This is a genomic window from Sphingomonas mali NBRC 15500 (assembly GCF_001598415.1).
Lineage (GTDB): Bacteria > Pseudomonadota > Alphaproteobacteria > Sphingomonadales > Sphingomonadaceae > Sphingomonas > Sphingomonas mali.
Genome location: NZ_BCYX01000012.1, coordinates 66,274 through 84,199 on the forward strand (window position 1 = coordinate 66,274; position 17,926 = coordinate 84,199).

A 17,926-nucleotide genomic window follows, 5' to 3' on the forward strand; every position below is an offset into this window, starting at 1 on the left:
CGGCGAGCGGAGGTGGACGCAGCCTCCAGCTCGCCCACAGATGCGCGGTGTCGGCCTTCCGACTTGCGCTGCAGCGCAGGCCGGGCGATCACGCCTTCCACAGAGATCATGGAGAGACTGAGGCCGCGATGGGACGAACAGGGGTGAAAGGGACCTACGCCGCTCCGGCGATCGAAAAGGCCTTCGAGGTGATCGAACTGCTCGTGAGATGGCCGCAGGGCGCGCTGGTCAGCGAAATGGCGGCCGATCTGGGGAGGACCGTCGGAGAGTTGTTTCGCATCGTGGTTGTGATGGAGCAGCTGGGATATCTTCAGAAATCGCAGACGACCGACCGCTACACCGTCACCTACAAGCTCCTCGATCTCGCCTACCGGGCGACACCGTCGCAGGATCTCGTCCGGGCGGCGCTGCCGGAAATGCAGGTACTGGCAATGGAGGCCGGCCAGTCCTGCCATCTGGTCGTGCCGAACGGCGGTCGGGGCATCGTGATAGCGCGGGAGGAACAGCCTGGTACGCGCGGCTTCGCGCTCAAGGTCGGCGCTCATATCGACATTGTGAGAAGTTGTTCGGGTCAGGTCATCCTGGCATTTTCAAATGATCAGCGCTGCGAACAAATTGTCCGTGCAGCGGAGAGCGAGCGCGGCATCGAAGTGGATCGCGCGTGGCTGACGGAGCGAAAGGAAGCCATTCGCGCTGCCGGCTTCGATCTGCGCCAAAGTCCGATCACCTACGGTGTGACCGACATCAGCTTTCCGGTTTTCGGCTTTGATCGCGAGGTCATCGCGGCGTTGACGATTCCTTTCCTCGAACTGATCGACGGTTCGCAGAAGGTCCATATCGATGCAGCGCGCGATCTCCTTCACTCGGCGACGATGCGGGTATCGGATCGGCTAGGCTACCAACCGGACTGACCCCTCCACGACCTCTGACGACATTGTCGGTTCGACGTTCCGCGCGATTCGGCGAAGGCGGGCAACGACCAGAAAACGGCAAAGACTCAGGAGCATCGCCATCGGCACTGCCCATTGACCACCCAAGCACAACCCCTCGCGGCTGCTTACCCGTCCTCGACCGGACGCCGGTGAGCGACTTGGGGGCTGCGATCTACGACGACCCGATCGCAACGGCATCGTGTCGGCGAACCTGGTCCGAGACTATCGATCTAGGGAACACGAGTTACCGTCTTGGGAACTTGGCGCCTGAAGGTTGACCAAAATCTCTTAGCGCTGGCGAGAACGGACTTGCACATACGGAAATAATCATGCGATGGCGCTGTCCAGGAGGGGCCGACTGTTATGCGCGCCATTGTCTGCCATGAGCCGTTTCAATTGGATGTTATCGCGCGGGATAAACCGCAGCCCGGACCCGGCGAGGCGCTGATCCATATTCGGCAAATCGGCTTGTGCGGCACCGACTTCCATATCTTCGCCGGCAAACACCCCTTTCTTCATTATCCGCGGATCATGGGCCACGAATTGGGCGGGGAAATCGTCGCCCTGGGCGAGGGGACGTCACTGCGCGTCGGGCAGCAGGTCGCGATCAACCCCTATCTCGCGTGCGGCCATTGTGTGGCGTGCCGCCGCGGCAAGCCCAATGCGTGCGTGAATATTCGCGTGCTAGGTGTCCATGTCGATGGCGGCATGTGCGAATTTCTGGCGGTGCCGCAAACGGCGGTGATCGATGCGGAGGGCCTCTCGCCGGCGCAGGCGGCGATGGTCGAGTTCTTGGCAGTGGGAGCGCATGCGGCCGCCCGCGCGCCGAAAGGCGGCGACCATCTGCTCGTCGTGGGCGCCGGGCCGATCGGTGTGGCGACCGCACTGTTTGCGAAGCTGGATGGGAGAAGGCCGTTACTCGTCGATCGGCTGGCAGCGCGGGTCGCCTTCGTTCGCGATCGCCTCGGATTAGACGGGGTGGTCGCGGATGACCGGCTCGATCAGTCGCTTGCCGACCACACCAACGGCGACATGTTCGACGTCGTGGTCGACGCCACCGGATCGCTGGAGGCGATGCGTCGCAGCTTGTCGTTCGTCGCGCATGGCGGCGCACTGGTGCTGGTCGGCGTCGCGCAAGGCGAACTCAGCTTCGAAGACCCGGAGTTCCATAAGCGTGAGGCGACGCTGATCGCGAGCCGAAACGCGCTGGCCGAGGATTTCTCGCGGGTGATCGAAGCGATCAAGTCTGGTGCCATCCCGACCGACGTCCTGCACACCCACAGCATCGCGGCCGATGAACTGCCGCTGCGCTTGCCCGAATTGATCCGCAATGCCGACACCATTCTCAAGGTCGTCGCGTCTTTCTGATCGCCGCCAAGACCTGTTTCCGGTCGGTCCCGACGGTTCTCCTGTATCGCCAGGCAGGGCTTTTCGATTTGCGCGGTTGGAACGCGGGGCGTCCGATCGGGTGTCAGTTTCGTCGACGCGTCAATGCAATTGATCAACCCTGTCCGCTGTTGCTGGCCAGCGTCGGACGCTTGCAACTTGCGTCCTCCTTTTTTGAGGAAAGTCATCGAATGAAACTTTCGCGTCGCAACCTTCTGACTGGGGCGTCCAGCCTGGTCGCCACGAACGCAGTCGCCGCACTTGCTCTGGCCAAATCCGAAGCAAGAGAGGCAAAGCCCGTTTTCGAGGGCAGTTGGGAGTCGCTGGAAGCCGGCTACCAGACGCCGGATTGGTTCCGCGACGCGAAGTTCGGCATCTGGGCGCACTGGGGACCGCAATGTGTGCCGGAATTCGGCGACTGGTACGGCCGCCGGATGTATATCCAGGGCAGCGATTATTATAACCACCACGTCGCCAATTATGGTCACCCCAGCGTCTATGGTTTCATGGACATCATCAACACCTGGAAGGTGGACAAGTGGGATCCGGAGCGCCTGATGGGGCTCTATAAGAAAGCGGGCGCGAAGTATTTCGTCTCGATGGCGAGTCATCACGACAATTTCGACAACTTCAACTCGAAATATCATGCCTGGAACTCGACGAAGGTCGGCCCGAAACGCGATATTGTCGGCGAGTGGGCCAAGGTGACCCGCGATCACGGATTGCGTTTTGGCGTCTCGAACCACTCGGGCCACGCCTGGCTCTGGTGGCAGACGGCTTATGGGTACGACACTGAGGGCATCATGCATGGGGTGCGGTATGACGCCGCTACGCGCCGAAAGGACGACGGCAAGGGTAAGTGGTGGGACGGCCTCGATCCACAGGCGCTTTATACCGGCCCGGCGGCAGGTTTCACGCCGCCCGACGGAATCAAGACGATCAAGGACATGAACGCGTTCAACCAGGTCACCGAACAGTGGTTGGAAACGCCGCCGCCAAATAATCCGTGGTACGCAAAGCATTGGCTGGCGCGACAAATGAATCTCGTCGAGCAATACCGCCCCGACTTCGTGTTTTTCGACTGCAACGTCATGCCGCTTGGCCAGACGGGACTGGAAGCCGTAGCCCATTTCTATAATAAGAACATCAAATGGAATAACGGTTTGCAGGCCGTGGTTACGAGCAATGGTCTGGATGAGGACCAGTCGAGAGCTCTGGTCAAGAATGTCGAACGCGGCTTCTCGAACCACTTGCGCGACAAGCCCTGGCAGACCTGCACCTGCATCGGCCAGTGGCATTATGACCGCCGCCTCTATGACAATAACGGCTACAAGACCGCCAAGCAGGTCATCCAGCGTCTGATCGACACGGTGTCGAAGAACGGCGCATTGCTGCTCAGCATTCCGCTGCGCGGCAATGGCGAGATCGACGATAAGGAAGAAAAGATCCTGACCGATCTGGCCGGCTGGATGGAGATCAATGCCGAGGCGATCTTCGATACCCGTCCCTGGGACATCTATGGCGAAGGCCCGACCCGTTTCGCCGAAGGTTTTCAAAGTGAAGATGTCGCGGAAGGGCTGTCGCACGAGGATATCCGCTTCACCACAAAGGCGGGCGTGCTTTATGCCTTGGCGGCGGAATGGCCCAACGCGCCATATCTGACGGTCTATTCGATGGCCGCGGGCTCGCCGCAGCGCAAGGGCAGGATCGAAAAGGTCGAGCTTCTGGGCTATGGACCGGTGCCGTTTGAGCTGGGCATGGATGGCCTGACGGTCAAGCTTCCGGATGCAAAACCCGCCTTCACCCCCGTGCTGAAGATCACCGGGCAAGGCGTGGTTTGATTGGGAAGAAAACGCTCTTCTTCCCTTGTCCACGCGAGGGTGGGCCGAATCTAGCTATCAGTCATGACGACGTCACGTCTTCCGCGACGAGGTCGGTATGGTCATGATGGCATGTCCGCGACAAGCAGCGGCTTGGATTCCTATTTGCTTGCGCCGACAACCTCCACCAGGGGGGCGAGCGCCTGTCCCGTCGGAAGGGCGCCGGATGCGGTGAGCCTGTGGCTGGCCTCATCCCAGCGCAGCTCGGCAGTCTTGCCGCCGCGCGCCCGATAGTCGTTGGTGGTCCCGTCGTCGTCATAGAGCGCGAAGCGGGCGTCGCGGCCCGGATAGACCCGGATCTTCTCCAGCGGCTGGCGCGTGGCGGTGCTCGGCACCTGCACGCCGATCGGTACGATCGAGCCGGCGCGGACGAACACGGGAATGCGATCGATCGGCGCGGGCGAGTCGATCCACTGGCCTCCGGCCACCTTCGCGTTGGTCCACCAGTCGTACCAGTCGGTGCCGGCGGGCAGATAGACCTTGCGGCTGGTCGCGCCCTGTTCGGTCACCGGCGCGACGAGCAACGCCGGCCCGAGCATATATTCGTCGCCGATGGTCGATGCCTGGGTGTCGGCGGGGAAGTCCATGAACAGCGCGCGCATGAACGGCGCGCCGGTGTCGTAGGTTTCGCGGCCCAATGGGTAAAGATAGGGGATGAGCGAATAGCGCAGCCGCAGCCACTGCGCGAGGATCGGCTCTGCCGCCGCGCCATATTCCCAGATGGCAGTGGCCGGCCGCTGGCCGTGGATGCGCAAGGTCGGCGTTAGCGTATTATACTCGAACCAACGCACGAACAGCTCGGGATAGTCGCGATAATCCGGCGCCATCGTCTTCGCGCCGGCTGGGTCGACCAGAACGGGGCGCCGCGCCGGCGGACCGCTCGGCCACTGCCAGCCGCCCGTATCCGATCCCCAATAGGCCAGGCCTGAGGCCGTGAAGCCGAGCCCCGTCGGCACCTGCCGCCGAAGGGCCTCCCATGTCGACTGCACGTCGGAAGACCAGAACAGGCAGCCGTTCGCCTGGGTGCCCAGATAGGCCGCACGACACAGGATCATGTTGCGGAAGTTCGGGCGATCGGCAGCCGAGCCTTGGGCCACGGAGGACGTGTGCAGCAACGGAAACAGGTTGTGATACCGGTCGCCCGACCCGATCGAATAGAAGAAGCCGTCGGGGACGAGATCAGGTTCGGTTTCGTCGAGCCAGGTATAATCGAAGCCCTGGCTCAAGATGTTGTCGCGGATGCGTTGCCAGAACCAGGCGCGGGCCTCGGGGTTGGTCGAATCCAGCAGGGCGCCGGCGCGATCGGACCGAACGGGCAGTCCATCGACGACCTTGCCGTCCTTGTCGTGAAGCAGCCAGCCCTTCGCGGCGAGCATGTCGAAATAGCGCGATTCGCGTTCGAACCGCGGCCAGACGCTGATGATCGAATGCATCCCCATGGCGTGGAGTTGGTCGTTCATGCCCTTGGGGTCGGGAAAATAGGTCCGGTCGATGTCGAGCTGGCCCATCCGCGTCCAGTAGAACCAGTCGAGCACCATCGCGTCGAGCGGGTAGCCGCGGCGTCGATACTCCTGCGCGACCCCCATCAGTTCGGCCTGGCTCTCGTAGCGGGCCTTGGACTGGATGAGACCAAAGGCCGCCTTGGGCGGCAGCGGGGTTGTCCCGGTCAGGCGACGATAACCGGCATAGAGGTCGTCGGCGGATGCGCCGGTAATGATGAAGAACGAGACGCGCTCGCCGACCTGGCTCTGGAAACGGGTGGCGTTGTGCAGTCCGGCGGACACGGTGGTCGCGGCCGGATTGTCCCACAGGATCGCATAACCCTTGTTCGTGACGAGAAAGGGCACGCAGACCTGCTCGCCGGCGGGCGCGTCATAATAATGGCGGCAGTCGATCGTCCGTCCACGCAGGTCGAGCACGCCTTCCTGGTTTTGGCCAAGCCCGTAATAATGAGTGTCGGCGGTGTCGGAAAAGCTCGCGCCAACGCGGAAGGTCTTCTCGCCATTGACGGTTTGCGGCGCCATTTCCCAACCGGTCATACCGGTAATCGCGCGGCCGTCCGCACCGGCGATGGTGATGGATACGGGCGGCAGCGACGGAGCGAAATAGCGCTCCATCTGCGTCGGTGCCTTGGGCCAGGGTTGCGCTGCGACCGCGACGGTGAGCGCGGCCGAACGGAACACGTCGCCGCCTGAGTCCCGGACATGTGTCCAGCTCGCCTGGTCGGCCTGGCCGGTGATGCCGGGGCCAGGTCCCGCCGCGGCGAGCGCTCGATCGGTGGCGATCGTGATCCGGACAATATTTGGCCCGTATCCTTCGATCGCCACGATGCTGCCATTGCGGTCGACCAGCGGCGACGTCTGAGCGGCAGCCCCCGGAGCATTGATGAGGAACGCTGCAGCCAGAAGAACGACGGCGCGCGGATTTGCCAATGCCATTCTTGCGCGTGATCTCGCCATTCTATGCCTCTCCCTGATCGCCCTGGCGGACAGCGGTGACCCCGCCTTGTTTGCCCCTATGAGCGGCCTATTTCATTCGATGTTATCGCTACCATTCGGCATTCGCTTGTGCAACCCGGCTGGCAGAAGAGGAAGTCCAACCGGTGGCGTCAAACGTGACCCAAACGACATTCTCTTGGTCGAAGCGTGCCTGCCCCTGCTTAGGGCGACTCAACTTTGACCGCCGATCGACCGGCCGACGACTTGGCCAATTTCCGGTCGAAGCTTAGAAATGCGGTGCAGCCTGCAGCTTTTGCGAGATGCAGCGCGTCGGCGAAGTCCATGCCGCTTTCCATCCAGTCGAGCGCCTGGGCCAACACGGGCGGCTCCTCGACCGTGACGCCGGGGAGCCCGGCCAATCCGCGCAACGCGGCGGCGATCCGCGGCGGGGCGAAGTCGTAACCACTGCGCAACACCCATTCGCTCTCTAGCAACACGGTTCGCGCGATGAAGATGTCGCCTGCTTCGATCGCGTCGCGTGCTGCCTTTGCCTGGCGCTTGTCGTCGGCGACGAGGAAGCGGACGACGACGTTCGTATCAATCGCGCGCACGACGTTTCGCTTCGGCGGCGACGGCGGCATCCATTTCATCAATTGACTTGGGCTTACCCTCGAACCCGAGCGATCCGAACATCGCATCCACATTGGTCTCGGCAAACATTGGCGCCGCCTTCAGAAGCACGCCCTCGGCGGTGTCTTCCACCGTCAGCCGCGTTCCGCTCGCCCAATGCCGCTGCTCGCGGATCGCCTTGGGCAGGATCACCTGGCCCTTGGTCGATACAATCGTCGTCAGCCCTTCCGGTGTCGCCGGCATGCCGCATCTCCTCTGGTAAGACGACGGTAAGATAAGGTGTTCGAGCGCGATCCGCAAGGCGAACGCAGAGCGGCCTTGGATTGCGCCGGTAGGCGCGGGGAGCCGAGGCCGGCTTGGCTCCCCGCCGCCAGCCTCAGTCCGCCGGCTCCAGCTTGTCCGCGGTGCGCAACTCAAAATCGCTGGCGTCATGGCGCTCGTGGAGCTGTTCGGACGGCTCGCCCGTCACGCGATTGACCATGCGCCCGCGCTTGAACGCCGGCCGGTCGAAGATCTGGTCGGCCCAGCGGATCACGTTCTTATAGTCCTGCACCTGCAGGAACTCGCCGGCGCCATAAACGAGCCCCTTGACCAGTGCGCCGTACCAGGGTGCGGTCGCGATATCGGCGATCGAATAGTCCTTGCCGCCGAGATACTCGCTCTCGCCCAGCCGGCGGTCGAGCACGTCGAGCTGGCGCTTCACTTCCATCGCATAGCGATTGATCGGATATTCCTGCTTGAAGGGCGCGTAGGCGTAGAAATGCCCGAACCCGCCGCCGAGGAACGGCGTGCTGCCCATCTGCCACATCAGCCAGGACAGGACTTCGGCGCGGGCAGGGTAGTCGGCCGGCAGGAAGCCACCGAACTTCTCGGCCAGATAGATCAGGATCGCGCCGGATTCGAACACGCGCACGGGCGCCGCCGGGTCGGTGCGGTCCATCAGCGCCGGGATCTTGGAATTGGGATTGACGGCGACGAAGCCGCTGCCGAACTGGTCGCCCTGGTTGATGCGGATCAACCAAGCGTCATATTCGGCGCCGGTGTGGCCGAGCGCGAGCAATTCCTCGAGCATGACCGTCACCTTCACCCCGTTGGGGGTGGCGAGCGAATAGAGCTGCAGCGGGTGCTTGCCGACGGGAAGGTCCTTGTCGTGGGTCGGCCCGGCGATCGGCCGGTTGATATTGGCGAACGCGCCGCCATTTTCCTTGTCCCAGGTCCAGATCTTCGGTGGGGTATAGTCGGTCGGCTCGCTCATCGATGCAGCTCCACGGTTTCGCGGCCGGAACTTCCCGGCGGCGCCGTGGCTAGCTAGGAAGCCCGATCGGGTTTCGCCACCTCGAAGGCGCGCCCTCAACGGTTCTCCCGACGCGATCGGCGTTGCCGGTAGTGCGATGCCGACCGCGCGCTCGTGCCATCACGCGATCGCAGATCGTCACGCCTCCAATACCGCATGGGCTCGCACCGGAAACGTGCCCATCTTGCTGACCTTCGGCGGCACCGCCCAGAAGCGGAATCCGTCGGTCGGGAGCGCATCCAGATTGGTCATATGCTCGACGATCGGGATGCCAGCGCCGAGCAGGATCGTATGCACCGGCCGTTCGCCGCCGGAAACGTCGTCGATATTGTAAGAATCGATGCCGACGACCAGCGCGCCGTGATCGCGCAGATAGGTCGCGGCATCGGCGGTAAGGAACGGGTGATCCTCGAAATACTGATCGGTCCGCCAATGGCGATCCCATCCGGTCTGCACCAGCACCGCGCGGCCGCCGACATCGCTCGCGGCAAAAGCGGTCCAGTCGATCGCGCGCCCCGCTTGCCCTGCGACACGCACCACGACCGCCGGGACGCCGCTGACGCGGTCGAGATCGAGCCCGGAAAGGTCATAGCCCTCGGCGTAGCGATGGAACGGCGTGTCGAGATAGGTGCCGGTATTTCCGACCATTTCGATCTTGCCGATCTGGAACTCGGTCCCTTCGGCATAGGTCGCACGCGATTGCTCGCGCGATAGATGATCGCACATCAGGGGAGCAGGCAATCCCTTATAGGTGATCATTCCGTCTTCGATCGTGTGGCTGAGATCGACGCGGCGGCTCGCGTCGGCCACCGTCGGTCGAGCGGCCACCGCGGCGCGTTTGTGGCGCTCCTCGATGATCCGCTTGTTCAGGATCCGCACCTTGCCAACCATGAGTAACCGCAGATCGGCGATGATATAGGCGGCGAGCTTGTCGTCGGTGATGTCGTCGCCGGCGATATCGAGCCGGAAATCTTGACCCTGGATGCCGCCGCCGTTCGAAAAATCGACCTCGAAATCGAAACACACCCGCTTGTCACTCACCATTCTTGCCTTCCAGCTGCGCCACGTGGTGGTGGCGACTTAGGGTGAAATCGTCTCGTTGCGCCAGAGCGAACGCTGCATCCGGTTTGGCCGACCTCGCAAGGGTCGGTAGCGCCGGCACCTTCCATCCGTCACGATGAACTATCCGATGCGGGCCCGGCACAAACGCGGTATTGGACGTGGCGACGGATGGTGAAGGTGAGGTCAGCTTGATAGCGGTGCGCGAGCGCGGGCGCAGCGGCGGATCGGAGACGGAAATGGCGCTGTTCGCGCGCGTCGTGGGCGGCGACAGGGCGGCGTTCGAGGAATTGTACCGCCTCTACCACCCCCGGTTGACCCGATTTCTGCTCAACCTGATCCGGCGGCCGACATTGGTCGAAGAAGTGCTCGACGACACGATGATGGTGGTGTGGGGCCGCGCCGACAGTTTCAACGGCGCGAGCAAACTATCCACCTGGATCTTCGCCATCGCCTATCGCAAGGCGATGAGAGGGCTGAAGCGCCAGGACGAGGCGGTCGAGGACAAGGACGCCGAGAACCGCGTCAGCGACGCGGCGAGCCCGGAGGACGCATCGAGCCGTCAGCGCATCAATGCATTGCTGATGCGCGCGATGGACGAATTGTCGCCGGCGCACCGGGCGGTGGTCGACCTGACCTATTTTCACGACCTGGGCTATCGCGAGATCGCGACGATCCTCGAATGCCCGGTCGACACGGTGAAGACTCGCATGTTCCACGCCCGCCGGCACTTGAGGCGTCGGCTGTCGGGCGCGTTGACGGACTGGATCTAGGGTGCAGACCCGATACTAATGAGGATCGAGACAGCCATGTCCGGGATGCTGTGGGAGGAGGAGCGCGAAGAACGGGGCTTGTCCCCCGTTCGAGCGCTCCGACGCGCCACAGCGCCCGGACATGGCTGCCGCGAAGCGGTGGGACGAAAAAGGCCGCTGGAGCGGTCGGACGCTTGCCAGATAGGCACCGCTATCTGGCTGCGCGCCCTCCCTCCCAGCAGCCTTTTTCGTCTCCATCTCGACCTCATTAGTATCGGGTCTGCACCCTAAGGATATGTTCGATGGCTGAGATCATCCGGCTGCGCGGCAGCCCCCATGAACAGGCGCAGCAATTGCTGCCCTGGTATGTCAACGGCACGCTGGAGGCCGATGAAGCGGCCATGGTCGAGGCGCATCTCGTCGAGTGCGCCGAGTGTCGCGCCGATCTCGCGGCGGAACAAGTCCTGGCGCGCGAGGTCGCGGCGCTGCCGCTCGACGTCGAGCACGCCTGGTCGATGCTGAGCGACCGGATCGATGCCGCCGGGCCGCCCCGCCGGCTGGCCGAGCCGGTGCCGTTCCTGCGCCGCAAGGTGGCGATCGGATGGGCGCTCGGCGGACCGCTCGCCGCCGCCGCGGCCGCCGTCGCGTTCGCGGTGACCCTGACGCCCGGAGCGCCATCGCCCGCCGGGGAGACTTATCGCGCGCTGGGCTCGGCGCCGACGGCGGCGCCGGGCAATGCGCTGGTGATGTTCAGACCCGATGCGCGCGACAGCGATCTGCGCGCCGCACTGACCAAAGCGGGCGCGCGCGTCGTCGATGGTCCCACCGCCAGCGGCGCGTATGTCGTGCGGATCGCTCCCGCCAGTCGCACGCAGGCGCTCGACGGCCTGCGCGCAACGCCGCAAATCGTCCTGGCCGAGCCGATCGACCCCGGGTCGCAGCCGTGACCTGGCGCGGATGGTTCCGGTTTTGCCTGGCATTGTGCGGCGTCGCAATGCTGGGCGTGGTGACGCCGGGCCATACGCAGGAACGGCCGGCGGCCGACGGCGAGCGCGAGATCCTGGTGATGCTCAAGATGGCACCGCCGCATTATCGCCCCGGCGCTGCCTATGGCGGCAGCTATGGCGATAGCGCGGCAATGGCTGCGCGGCGGCGGCTCGCCGCGGGGATCGCGCGGCGCAACGGCCTGACGCTGGTCGACGGCTGGCCGATGCCGCTGATCGGGGTCGATTGCTATGTCATGCGCGTACCCGACGGCATGGCGGTGGATACCGTGATCGCGCAGGTGTCGAAGGATTCGGCGGTCGCCTGGTCGCAGCCGCAGCAATTGTACCAGGCGCGCGGCTCCCCGTCCGGGATCGCGCGCAATGACCCGCTCTTTCGAGCACAGCCGGCTGCAGCGGCCTGGCGGCTCGCCGATCTCCATCGCATCGCTACCGGCCGCAATGTTTCCATCGCCATCATCGACAGCAAGATCGATGTCGCGCATCCCGATCTCGCCGGCCAGTTCGTCGCCAATCTCGATTTCGTCGACCGCCGGACCGCCGCGGGTGAAGCGCATGGCACGGGCGTCGCCGGCATCGTCGGCGCGAAGGCAGGAAACGGCATCGGTATCGCCGGGATCGCGCCCGACGCGCGGATGATGGCGTTGCGGGCATGCTGGCAGACCGCCGCAGGTCCGACCTTGTGCAACAGCCTCAGCCTGGCGCGCGCGCTCCAATTCGCGATCGAACACAATGCGGAGGTGATCAATCTCAGCCTCGCCGGGCCTGCCGATCCGCTGCTCGCGCGGCTGATTGCCATTGCCGTCGCCCGCAACCTCTCGGTGGTCGCGGCATTCGATCCGTCCTTGCCCCAAGGCGGATTTCCCGCCTCCTTGTCCGGCGTCATCGCGGTCGCGGACGAATCTTTGCGGTCCTTGCCCGCGCGCGTGTACATTGCTCCCGGCCGCGACGTGCCGACGACACAACCGGGGGGTAAATGGTACCTCGTCAACGGAAGTTCCTATGCGGTCGCGCACGTCACCGGGCTGATCGCGCTGATACGCCAGGCCGATGGCCGCACTGCACGGATCGCCCTGGACCGCATGACGGGTGGCGCGATCGATGCTTGCGCGACGCTGGTCGGGACGTCGCCGGGCTGTGATTGTTCGTGCGCGATCGGCCGCCGGCTCGCGGGGAAACCGCGCTGACCTCCGACACATGGGTGCGCTGGCCGCGCCGTTGATCCTTTGCTTCATGGTAAGCCCGGCATGCGGACAGGTCAGCGGCAGCGTCGACGTCGAGAGCGACTATCGCTTGCGCGGCTATTCGTTGAGCGCCGGGCAGCCCGTGGCGACCGCGCAGATCGGCTATGACGACGCTAGCGGCGTCTATCTGAACCTGTCCGCCACCGGCGAGATCGGCCGCGACGATCCGCTGTTTCTGGGGGTGCAGGGCAATATCGGTTATGCTCGCCGCCTGAACCAGACGTTGTCGATCGATGGCGGCATTGCGCGAAGCCAATATCGCTCTCCCGACCGCCAGAGCGGGCCGCACAATTACACCGAAGTCTATCTCGGCCTCGCTTCCGGTCCGCTTGCGGCACGCGTCTATTACTCGCCCGATTATGATCAGGCCGATGTCTCGGCGCTTTACGCGGAAGTCGAAACGACCTTTCGGCCCGCGACGAACTGGCGAGTAAACGGCCATCTCGGGACGCACGTCTATCTGGCGACTCCGGCGCAATATCTTACCGGGCGTGCGCCCCGCTATGACTGGCGGCTGGGGTTGGCGCGCGAACTCGGGAGTTTCGACCTGCATGTCGCGCTGTCGAGCGGTGGGCCTGGCAAGGATTATTATTCGGGCAGCTTCCACGGCAAGGCGGCGCTGACCGCGGGCGCGAGCTGGAGTTTCTGACGCACCGCGTAAACCTTGGACGGCAGGCGCGGTATCACCAGCCGGCTCAGGTTCTAACTGCTTCCCCGAACCACCAATTGCACGGGAACGAACGCCTTTCCGGTTCTGTCCCCGGTGCTGTCCATCGGTTCCGCCGGTCCGAACAGCGCCTCGACCAGCATCTCGCCCGCGCTTGCCACATCCTGTTCGATCGTCGTCAGCGCCGGCGTGGATTGGCGCGCGCCAAAACCGCCGTCGAAGCCGACGATCGCCACGTCCGCGGGAATGCGGACGTTCGCTTCCTGCAAGCCGCGCATGATGCCCGACGCAAGCGTATCGGATGCCGCGAAGACGGCGTCGATCGCGGGGCTGATCGCCAGCAATTGCGCGGCCGCCGCTTCGCCCTGCGCATGGCGGTCGTCGATCGGCGGGGCCGTCACCTCTATCGGGGTCAGGCCGTGTTTCGCCAGCACATCGAGATACCCCTGCCGCCGCAAGCGAAACGCTTGATGTGCCTCCCAGCCGGGTCCAGCGAACGCGATCCGCCGACGGCCAGCCGCGATCAAATGCTCGACCGCCAGCACGCCCGCCGCATGATTGTCGGCGCGGACGATCGGTAGCGAGTCGTCCGGCGCTCCCCAGGCGACGAGGTTGCTGCCGGCCTGTCGCGCCCGGGCGAAATAGTCCCAGGCCGCGCGGTTCGCGGCGGTGCCGATCACGATCAGGCCGTCGGCTTCGCGCCGTTGTTCGAAGTCGCTGCGCAGCGAGTCCGGCGTGCTCTGATACGATAGCAGGATGCCCATGCCGCGCCGCGCCGCCGCCGCCTCGACCGCGCCCAATATGTCGAAATAGAAGGGGTTGAGCGCGCGCCGCTCAAGTTCCGATGACGTCAACAGAACCACCGCCACCGTCCCGACCGCGCCGCCGCGGAGCCTGACCGCCCGGCTGTCGGGGCGATAGCCGAGCTCGGCCGCCGCGCGGGCGACGCGGTCGCGCGTCTCGGCGGTGATCGAGGCGTCGCCGCGCAAGGCGCGCGACACGGTCGATTGCGACACCTGGGCCAGCGACGCGACATCGAACGAGGTGGGGCGATGTGCCCGCTCGCTGGTCCTCTCCTCGTCGAATTCGGTTTGCATCGGGGTGCGATTATCGACGTTGCGGGGTGACCTGTCTCTAAAATTCGACCCGGCGCGATCAGAAGCGCAAGCGACGGTGGCGAGGGGGAGGGGGGGAGCGCTGGTATGCCGCGTCCGCTAGCGGACGCCGGTCAGGCGGTAGCCGACGCCGGGCTCGTTGGTGATCATTCTCGGGCGCGCGGGATCGGTTTCCAGCTTCTGGCGCAGGTTGCGGACGACGATACGCAGATAATCGACATGGTCCTCGTGCGCCGGGCCCCACACCGTCCGGAGCAACTGGCGATGCCCGATCACGCGGTCGGGCCGCTTGGCCAGTTCGGCGAGCACGTCATATTCCTTGGGCGAGAGGTGAACCTCCTCGCCTGCTCGACGGACACGGCGGCGTTCGAGGTCGATTTCGACGTCGCCGGTGGTCGCTGTCGTCTGCCCCGTCTCGCCCGCAACGCGGTGGCGCAGCGCCGTACGGACGCGCGCGAGCAGTTCCTCGGTGTCGAAGGGTTTGGTCAGATAATCGTCGGCGCCAAGATCGAGCGCCGCGACCTTTTCCGCCGTCTCCTCGCGCGCCGACACGACGATCACCGTCGCGCCGGTGCGCGCGCGGAACAGCTGGATCAGCTCGAGCCCGTCGCGGTCGGGCAGGCCGAGGTCGAGCAGGACGAGCTCGGGCTTGTCGATATCGGCGGCGGATAAAGCTTCGCGTGCGGTCGCGGCCTCGGTCGCCGCATAGCCGGCGCGCTCAACCGCGACGCGGAGCAGGCGGCGGATATGCGCATCGTCCTCGACGATCAGGATCCGGGGCTGGGCGGCCATGAAGCAACGTTACGGCCGCGGCGCGATCCGGTCGAGGGCAAGATTGAGGGCGAGGACATTGACGCGCGGCTCACCCAGGAAGCCGAGCAGCGGATAGGCGGTGTTGCCGGCGACGACCTGCCGCACGGTCGCGGGATCGATCCCGCGCGCCTTGGCGACGCGCGGTACCTGGAACAAAGCCGCCTCGGGGCTGATATCGGGATCGAGCCCCGAGGCGGAGGCCGTCACCAGATCGGCGGGTACATTGGAACCTGGTGCGGGAGCGGATGCCTTTGCCGATGCGAGGTCGGTCTTGACGCGGTCGACCAGCGCCTGGCTGGTCGGGGCGAGATTGGAGCCTGACGAGGCGGTCGCATCATAGCCGTTCTTGCCCGCGGCCGAGGGACGGCCGTGGAAATAACGATCGCTGGCAAACCCCTGGCCGATCAACGACGAGCCGATGACGTTGCCCTTGGCATCGCGGATCAGGCTGCCATTGGCGGCGCCGGGGGCGATCAACTGACCAATGCCGGTGATCGCGGCGGGATAAGCGAGCCCGAGCAAGGCGGCGAACAGCAACGTCAGCACGAGGGCGGGACGGAGCGCGGTGGTGAAGTCTTTGAGCATTGTGATTTCCTCAACCGTTCGTGCTGAGCTTGTCGAAGCACGTATTCTGGGCACGCCCTTCGCCAAGCTCAGGGCGAACGGAGTATTGTGGACCCGTCAGGCGAGCCCCAGTCCGCCCACCGCCAGATCGATCAGCTTGATCCCGACGAACGGCGCGAGCAGGCCGCCCAAGCCGTAGACGGCAAGGTTGCGCGCCAGCAGCGGCCCGGCGCCGATCGCCCGGTATTTGACGCCCTTGAGCGCCAGCGGCACGAGGCAGGGGATGATCAACGCGTTGAAGATGATCGCCGACAGGATCGCCGAGCGCGGGCTGCCGAGCCCCATCACGTTGAGCACGCCGAGCCCGGGATAGAGGGCGACGAACATCGCCGGGATGATCGCGAAATATTTTGCGACGTCGTTGGCGACCGAGAAAGTGGTTAGCGCGCCGCGCGTCATCAGCAACTGTTTACCCAGGCCGACGATCTCGATCAGCTTGGTCGGGTCACTGTCGAGGTCGACCATGTTGCCCGCCTCACGCGCGGCCTGCGTGCCGGTGTTCATCGCCACGCCGACATCGGCCTGGGCGAGGGCAGGGGCGTCGTTGGTACCGTCGCCGCACATCGCGACCAGCTTGCCGCCGGTCTGTTCGGCACGGATCAGCGCCAATTTGTCCTCGGGTGTCGCCTCGGCGAGGAAATCATCGACTCCCGCTTCGGCGGCGATCGCGGCGGCCGTCAGCGGGTTGTCGCCGGTGATCATCACCGTGCGAATGCCCATCCGGCGGAGCTCGGCGAAACGATCGCGAACGCCCGCCTTGACCACGTCCTTCAGCGCGACGGCGCCAAGCAGCCGGCCGTTTCGCTCGACCGCGAGCGGAGTCATGCCGCCACGCGCTATCTCATCGGTGGTGCGTTTCAGTTCCGCGGCACCCGGCGTGTCGGCGCCGATCGTCTTGAGGATCGAGTCGACCGCGCCCTTCAGCACCTTGGTGTCGCCGACGCGGACACCGGAGCTACGCGTTTGCGCGGTGAAGGGGATGATCTCAGCATCGGTCGGCAGCACGGTGGCGAGCGCGAATTTGTCGCGTGCCAGGGTCACGATCGAGCGACCCTCGGGCGTCTCGTCGGCCAGGCTCGCGAGCATCGCCGCTTCGGCGAGCGTCTTGGCGTCGACTCCGGTCAGCGGGCGGAACTCGCTCGCCTGGCGGTCGCCGATCGTGATCGTGCCGGTCTTGTCGAGCAACAGGGTATCGACGTCGCCCGCGGCCTCGACCGCTCGGCCCGATTTGGCGAGCACATTGAAGCGGATCAGGCGGTCCATGCCGGCGATGCCGATCGCCGACAGCAAGGCGGCGATGGTGGTCGGGATCAAAGTGATCAGCAACGCCGCCAGGATTGCGACGGGTACGCTGCCGCCAGCATAGTTGGCGAACCCAGGGATCGTGCCGACCGCGATCAGGAAGATGATCGTGAGGCCAACGAGCAGGATGGTGAGCGCGATCTCGTTCGGCGTCTTCTGCCGCTCGGCGCCTTCCACCAGCGCGATCATGCGGTCGAGGAATCCCTGACCGGGCTCCTGGGTCACACGAACCTTGATCCGGTCGGAAATGACGCGGGTGCCCGCCGTCACCGCCGACCGGTCGCCGCCGGCCTCACGGATGACGGGCGCCGATTCGCCAGTGATCGCGGCTTCGTTGACGCTGGCGACTCCCTCGACGACTTCGCCGTCGGCAGGGATCAGATCGCCGGTTTCGACCAGCACCATCTCGCCCTTCTGGAGGCGCCAGGCTTCGACCTTGCCCCAGGTGTCGCCCACACCGGTCAGGCGCTTGGCCTGGAGCTCGGACTTGGTGGCGCGCAAGCTCGCGGCCTGGGCGCGGCCGCGCCCTTCGGCGAGGGCTTCGGCGAAGGTGCCGAACAGCACCGTCAACCACAGCCAGACGATCAGCTGGAGCTGGAAGCCGACGGGCAGCTTCTCGCCGCCAAGCGCGAGCAGGACGGTCAGCAGCAGCGCGATCACCGCGGTGGTGAACAGCACGGGGTTCTTGATCAGCTGGCGCGGATCGAGCTTCTTGACGGCATCGCCGATCGCCGGGACGACCAGATTCGCCGAGAACATCGAGGTAGCGGTTGTCATCTTGGGTTA

Annotated in this window: 17 protein-coding genes; 7 read left to right on the forward strand and 10 right to left on the reverse strand. The window is 64.9% G+C overall.

What is annotated here, in order from left to right; translation table 11 throughout:
• The first annotated feature begins 143 nt into the window (after positions 1-143).
• Positions 144-911 (forward strand): IclR family transcriptional regulator, encoded by a 768-nt coding sequence (locus SMA01S_RS10965; RefSeq protein WP_369405666.1) that lies wholly within the window; start codon positions 144-146, stop codon positions 909-911.
• A gap of 348 nt (positions 912-1,259) precedes the next feature.
• Here the strand turns inward: SMA01S_RS10965 and SMA01S_RS25145 are convergent, their stop codons facing one another.
• Positions 1,260-1,451, reverse strand: coding sequence for a hypothetical protein (locus SMA01S_RS25145; RefSeq protein ID WP_245649246.1), 192 nt, complete (start codon positions 1,449-1,451; stop codon positions 1,260-1,262).
• On the opposite strand from SMA01S_RS25145, the gene SMA01S_RS10970 reads away from it, so the two are divergent.
• Together SMA01S_RS10970 and SMA01S_RS10975 are read left to right on the forward strand one after the other, a co-directional pair.
• Entirely contained in the window at positions 1,401-2,300 is a 900-nt protein-coding gene (locus tag SMA01S_RS10970) for an alcohol dehydrogenase catalytic domain-containing protein (protein WP_245649245.1), read from the forward strand. The genes SMA01S_RS25145 and SMA01S_RS10970 overlap by 51 nt on opposite strands.
• 209 nt (positions 2,301-2,509) lie before the next feature.
• Complete coding sequence (locus tag SMA01S_RS10975; RefSeq protein ID WP_066821527.1) at positions 2,510-4,159, forward strand: alpha-L-fucosidase; 1,650 nt, start codon at positions 2,510-2,512, stop codon at positions 4,157-4,159.
• Positions 4,160-4,299: 140 nt separating this feature from the next.
• Here SMA01S_RS10975 and SMA01S_RS10980 read toward each other — a convergent pair whose 3' ends face one another.
• The 5 genes from SMA01S_RS10980 to SMA01S_RS11000 form a co-directional block, all read right to left on the reverse strand.
• The gene (locus SMA01S_RS10980) at positions 4,300-6,636 is read right to left on the reverse strand and encodes a glycoside hydrolase family 31 protein (protein ID WP_245649240.1); all 2,337 of its coding nucleotides are present in this window, start codon (positions 6,634-6,636) and stop codon (positions 4,300-4,302) included.
• Between the two features lie 221 nt (positions 6,637-6,857).
• On the reverse strand, positions 6,858-7,247 hold the full coding sequence (locus SMA01S_RS10985) for a type II toxin-antitoxin system VapC family toxin (RefSeq protein WP_066821663.1): 390 nt from the start codon (positions 7,245-7,247) through the stop codon (positions 6,858-6,860).
• Positions 7,234-7,509 carry an AbrB/MazE/SpoVT family DNA-binding domain-containing protein gene (locus tag SMA01S_RS10990; protein WP_066821533.1) on the reverse strand — a complete coding sequence of 92 codons (276 nt, stop codon included), beginning with the start codon at positions 7,507-7,509 and terminating at the stop codon, positions 7,234-7,236. Before SMA01S_RS10990 ends, SMA01S_RS10985 begins: the two co-directional genes overlap by 14 nt.
• Before the next feature lie 133 nt (positions 7,510-7,642).
• Positions 7,643-8,521, reverse strand: a complete 879-nt coding sequence (gene yghU, locus SMA01S_RS10995) for a glutathione-dependent disulfide-bond oxidoreductase (protein WP_066821535.1) — start codon at positions 8,519-8,521, stop codon at positions 7,643-7,645.
• 177 nt (positions 8,522-8,698) lie between these two features.
• On the reverse strand, positions 8,699-9,604 hold the full coding sequence (locus SMA01S_RS11000; protein ID WP_066821537.1) for a cyclase family protein: 906 nt from the start codon (positions 9,602-9,604) through the stop codon (positions 8,699-8,701).
• 176 nt (positions 9,605-9,780) lie between these two features.
• On the opposite strand from SMA01S_RS11000, the gene SMA01S_RS11005 reads away from it, so the two are divergent.
• The 4 genes from SMA01S_RS11005 (at position 9,781) to SMA01S_RS11020 (ending at position 13,268) form a co-directional block, all read left to right on the forward strand.
• Positions 9,781-10,392, forward strand: a complete 612-nt coding sequence (locus tag SMA01S_RS11005) for a sigma-70 family RNA polymerase sigma factor (RefSeq protein ID WP_245649241.1) — start codon at positions 9,781-9,783, stop codon at positions 10,390-10,392.
• Positions 10,393-10,673: 281 nt separating this feature from the next.
• Positions 10,674-11,318 carry a zf-HC2 domain-containing protein gene (locus SMA01S_RS11010; RefSeq protein ID WP_066821539.1) on the forward strand — a complete coding sequence of 215 codons (645 nt, stop codon included), beginning with the start codon at positions 10,674-10,676 and terminating at the stop codon, positions 11,316-11,318.
• Positions 11,315-12,562, forward strand: coding sequence for a S8 family peptidase (locus SMA01S_RS11015; protein WP_245649242.1), 1,248 nt, complete (start codon positions 11,315-11,317; stop codon positions 12,560-12,562). The genes SMA01S_RS11010 and SMA01S_RS11015 overlap by 4 nt, the downstream gene beginning before the upstream one ends.
• 46 nt (positions 12,563-12,608) lie before the next feature.
• Positions 12,609-13,268 carry a TorF family putative porin gene (locus SMA01S_RS11020; protein WP_218016875.1) on the forward strand — a complete coding sequence of 220 codons (660 nt, stop codon included), beginning with the start codon at positions 12,609-12,611 and terminating at the stop codon, positions 13,266-13,268.
• A 53-nt stretch (positions 13,269-13,321) separates the two neighbouring features.
• Here SMA01S_RS11020 and SMA01S_RS11025 read toward each other — a convergent pair whose 3' ends face one another.
• The 4 genes from SMA01S_RS11025 to kdpB form a co-directional block, all read right to left on the reverse strand.
• Positions 13,322-14,383 carry a LacI family DNA-binding transcriptional regulator gene (locus tag SMA01S_RS11025; protein ID WP_066821545.1) on the reverse strand — a complete coding sequence of 354 codons (1,062 nt, stop codon included), beginning with the start codon at positions 14,381-14,383 and terminating at the stop codon, positions 13,322-13,324.
• 117 nt (positions 14,384-14,500) lie between these two features.
• On the reverse strand, positions 14,501-15,193 hold the full coding sequence (locus tag SMA01S_RS11030) for a response regulator (protein ID WP_066821548.1): 693 nt from the start codon (positions 15,191-15,193) through the stop codon (positions 14,501-14,503).
• A 9-nt stretch (positions 15,194-15,202) separates the two neighbouring features.
• Positions 15,203-15,799 (reverse strand): potassium-transporting ATPase subunit KdpC, encoded by a 597-nt coding sequence (gene kdpC, locus SMA01S_RS11035; RefSeq protein ID WP_066821551.1) that lies wholly within the window; start codon positions 15,797-15,799, stop codon positions 15,203-15,205.
• A gap of 96 nt (positions 15,800-15,895) precedes the next feature.
• Entirely contained in the window at positions 15,896-17,917 is a 2,022-nt protein-coding gene (gene kdpB, locus SMA01S_RS11040) for a potassium-transporting ATPase subunit KdpB (RefSeq protein ID WP_066821554.1), read from the reverse strand.
• Between the last annotated feature and the right edge of the window lie 9 nt (positions 17,918-17,926).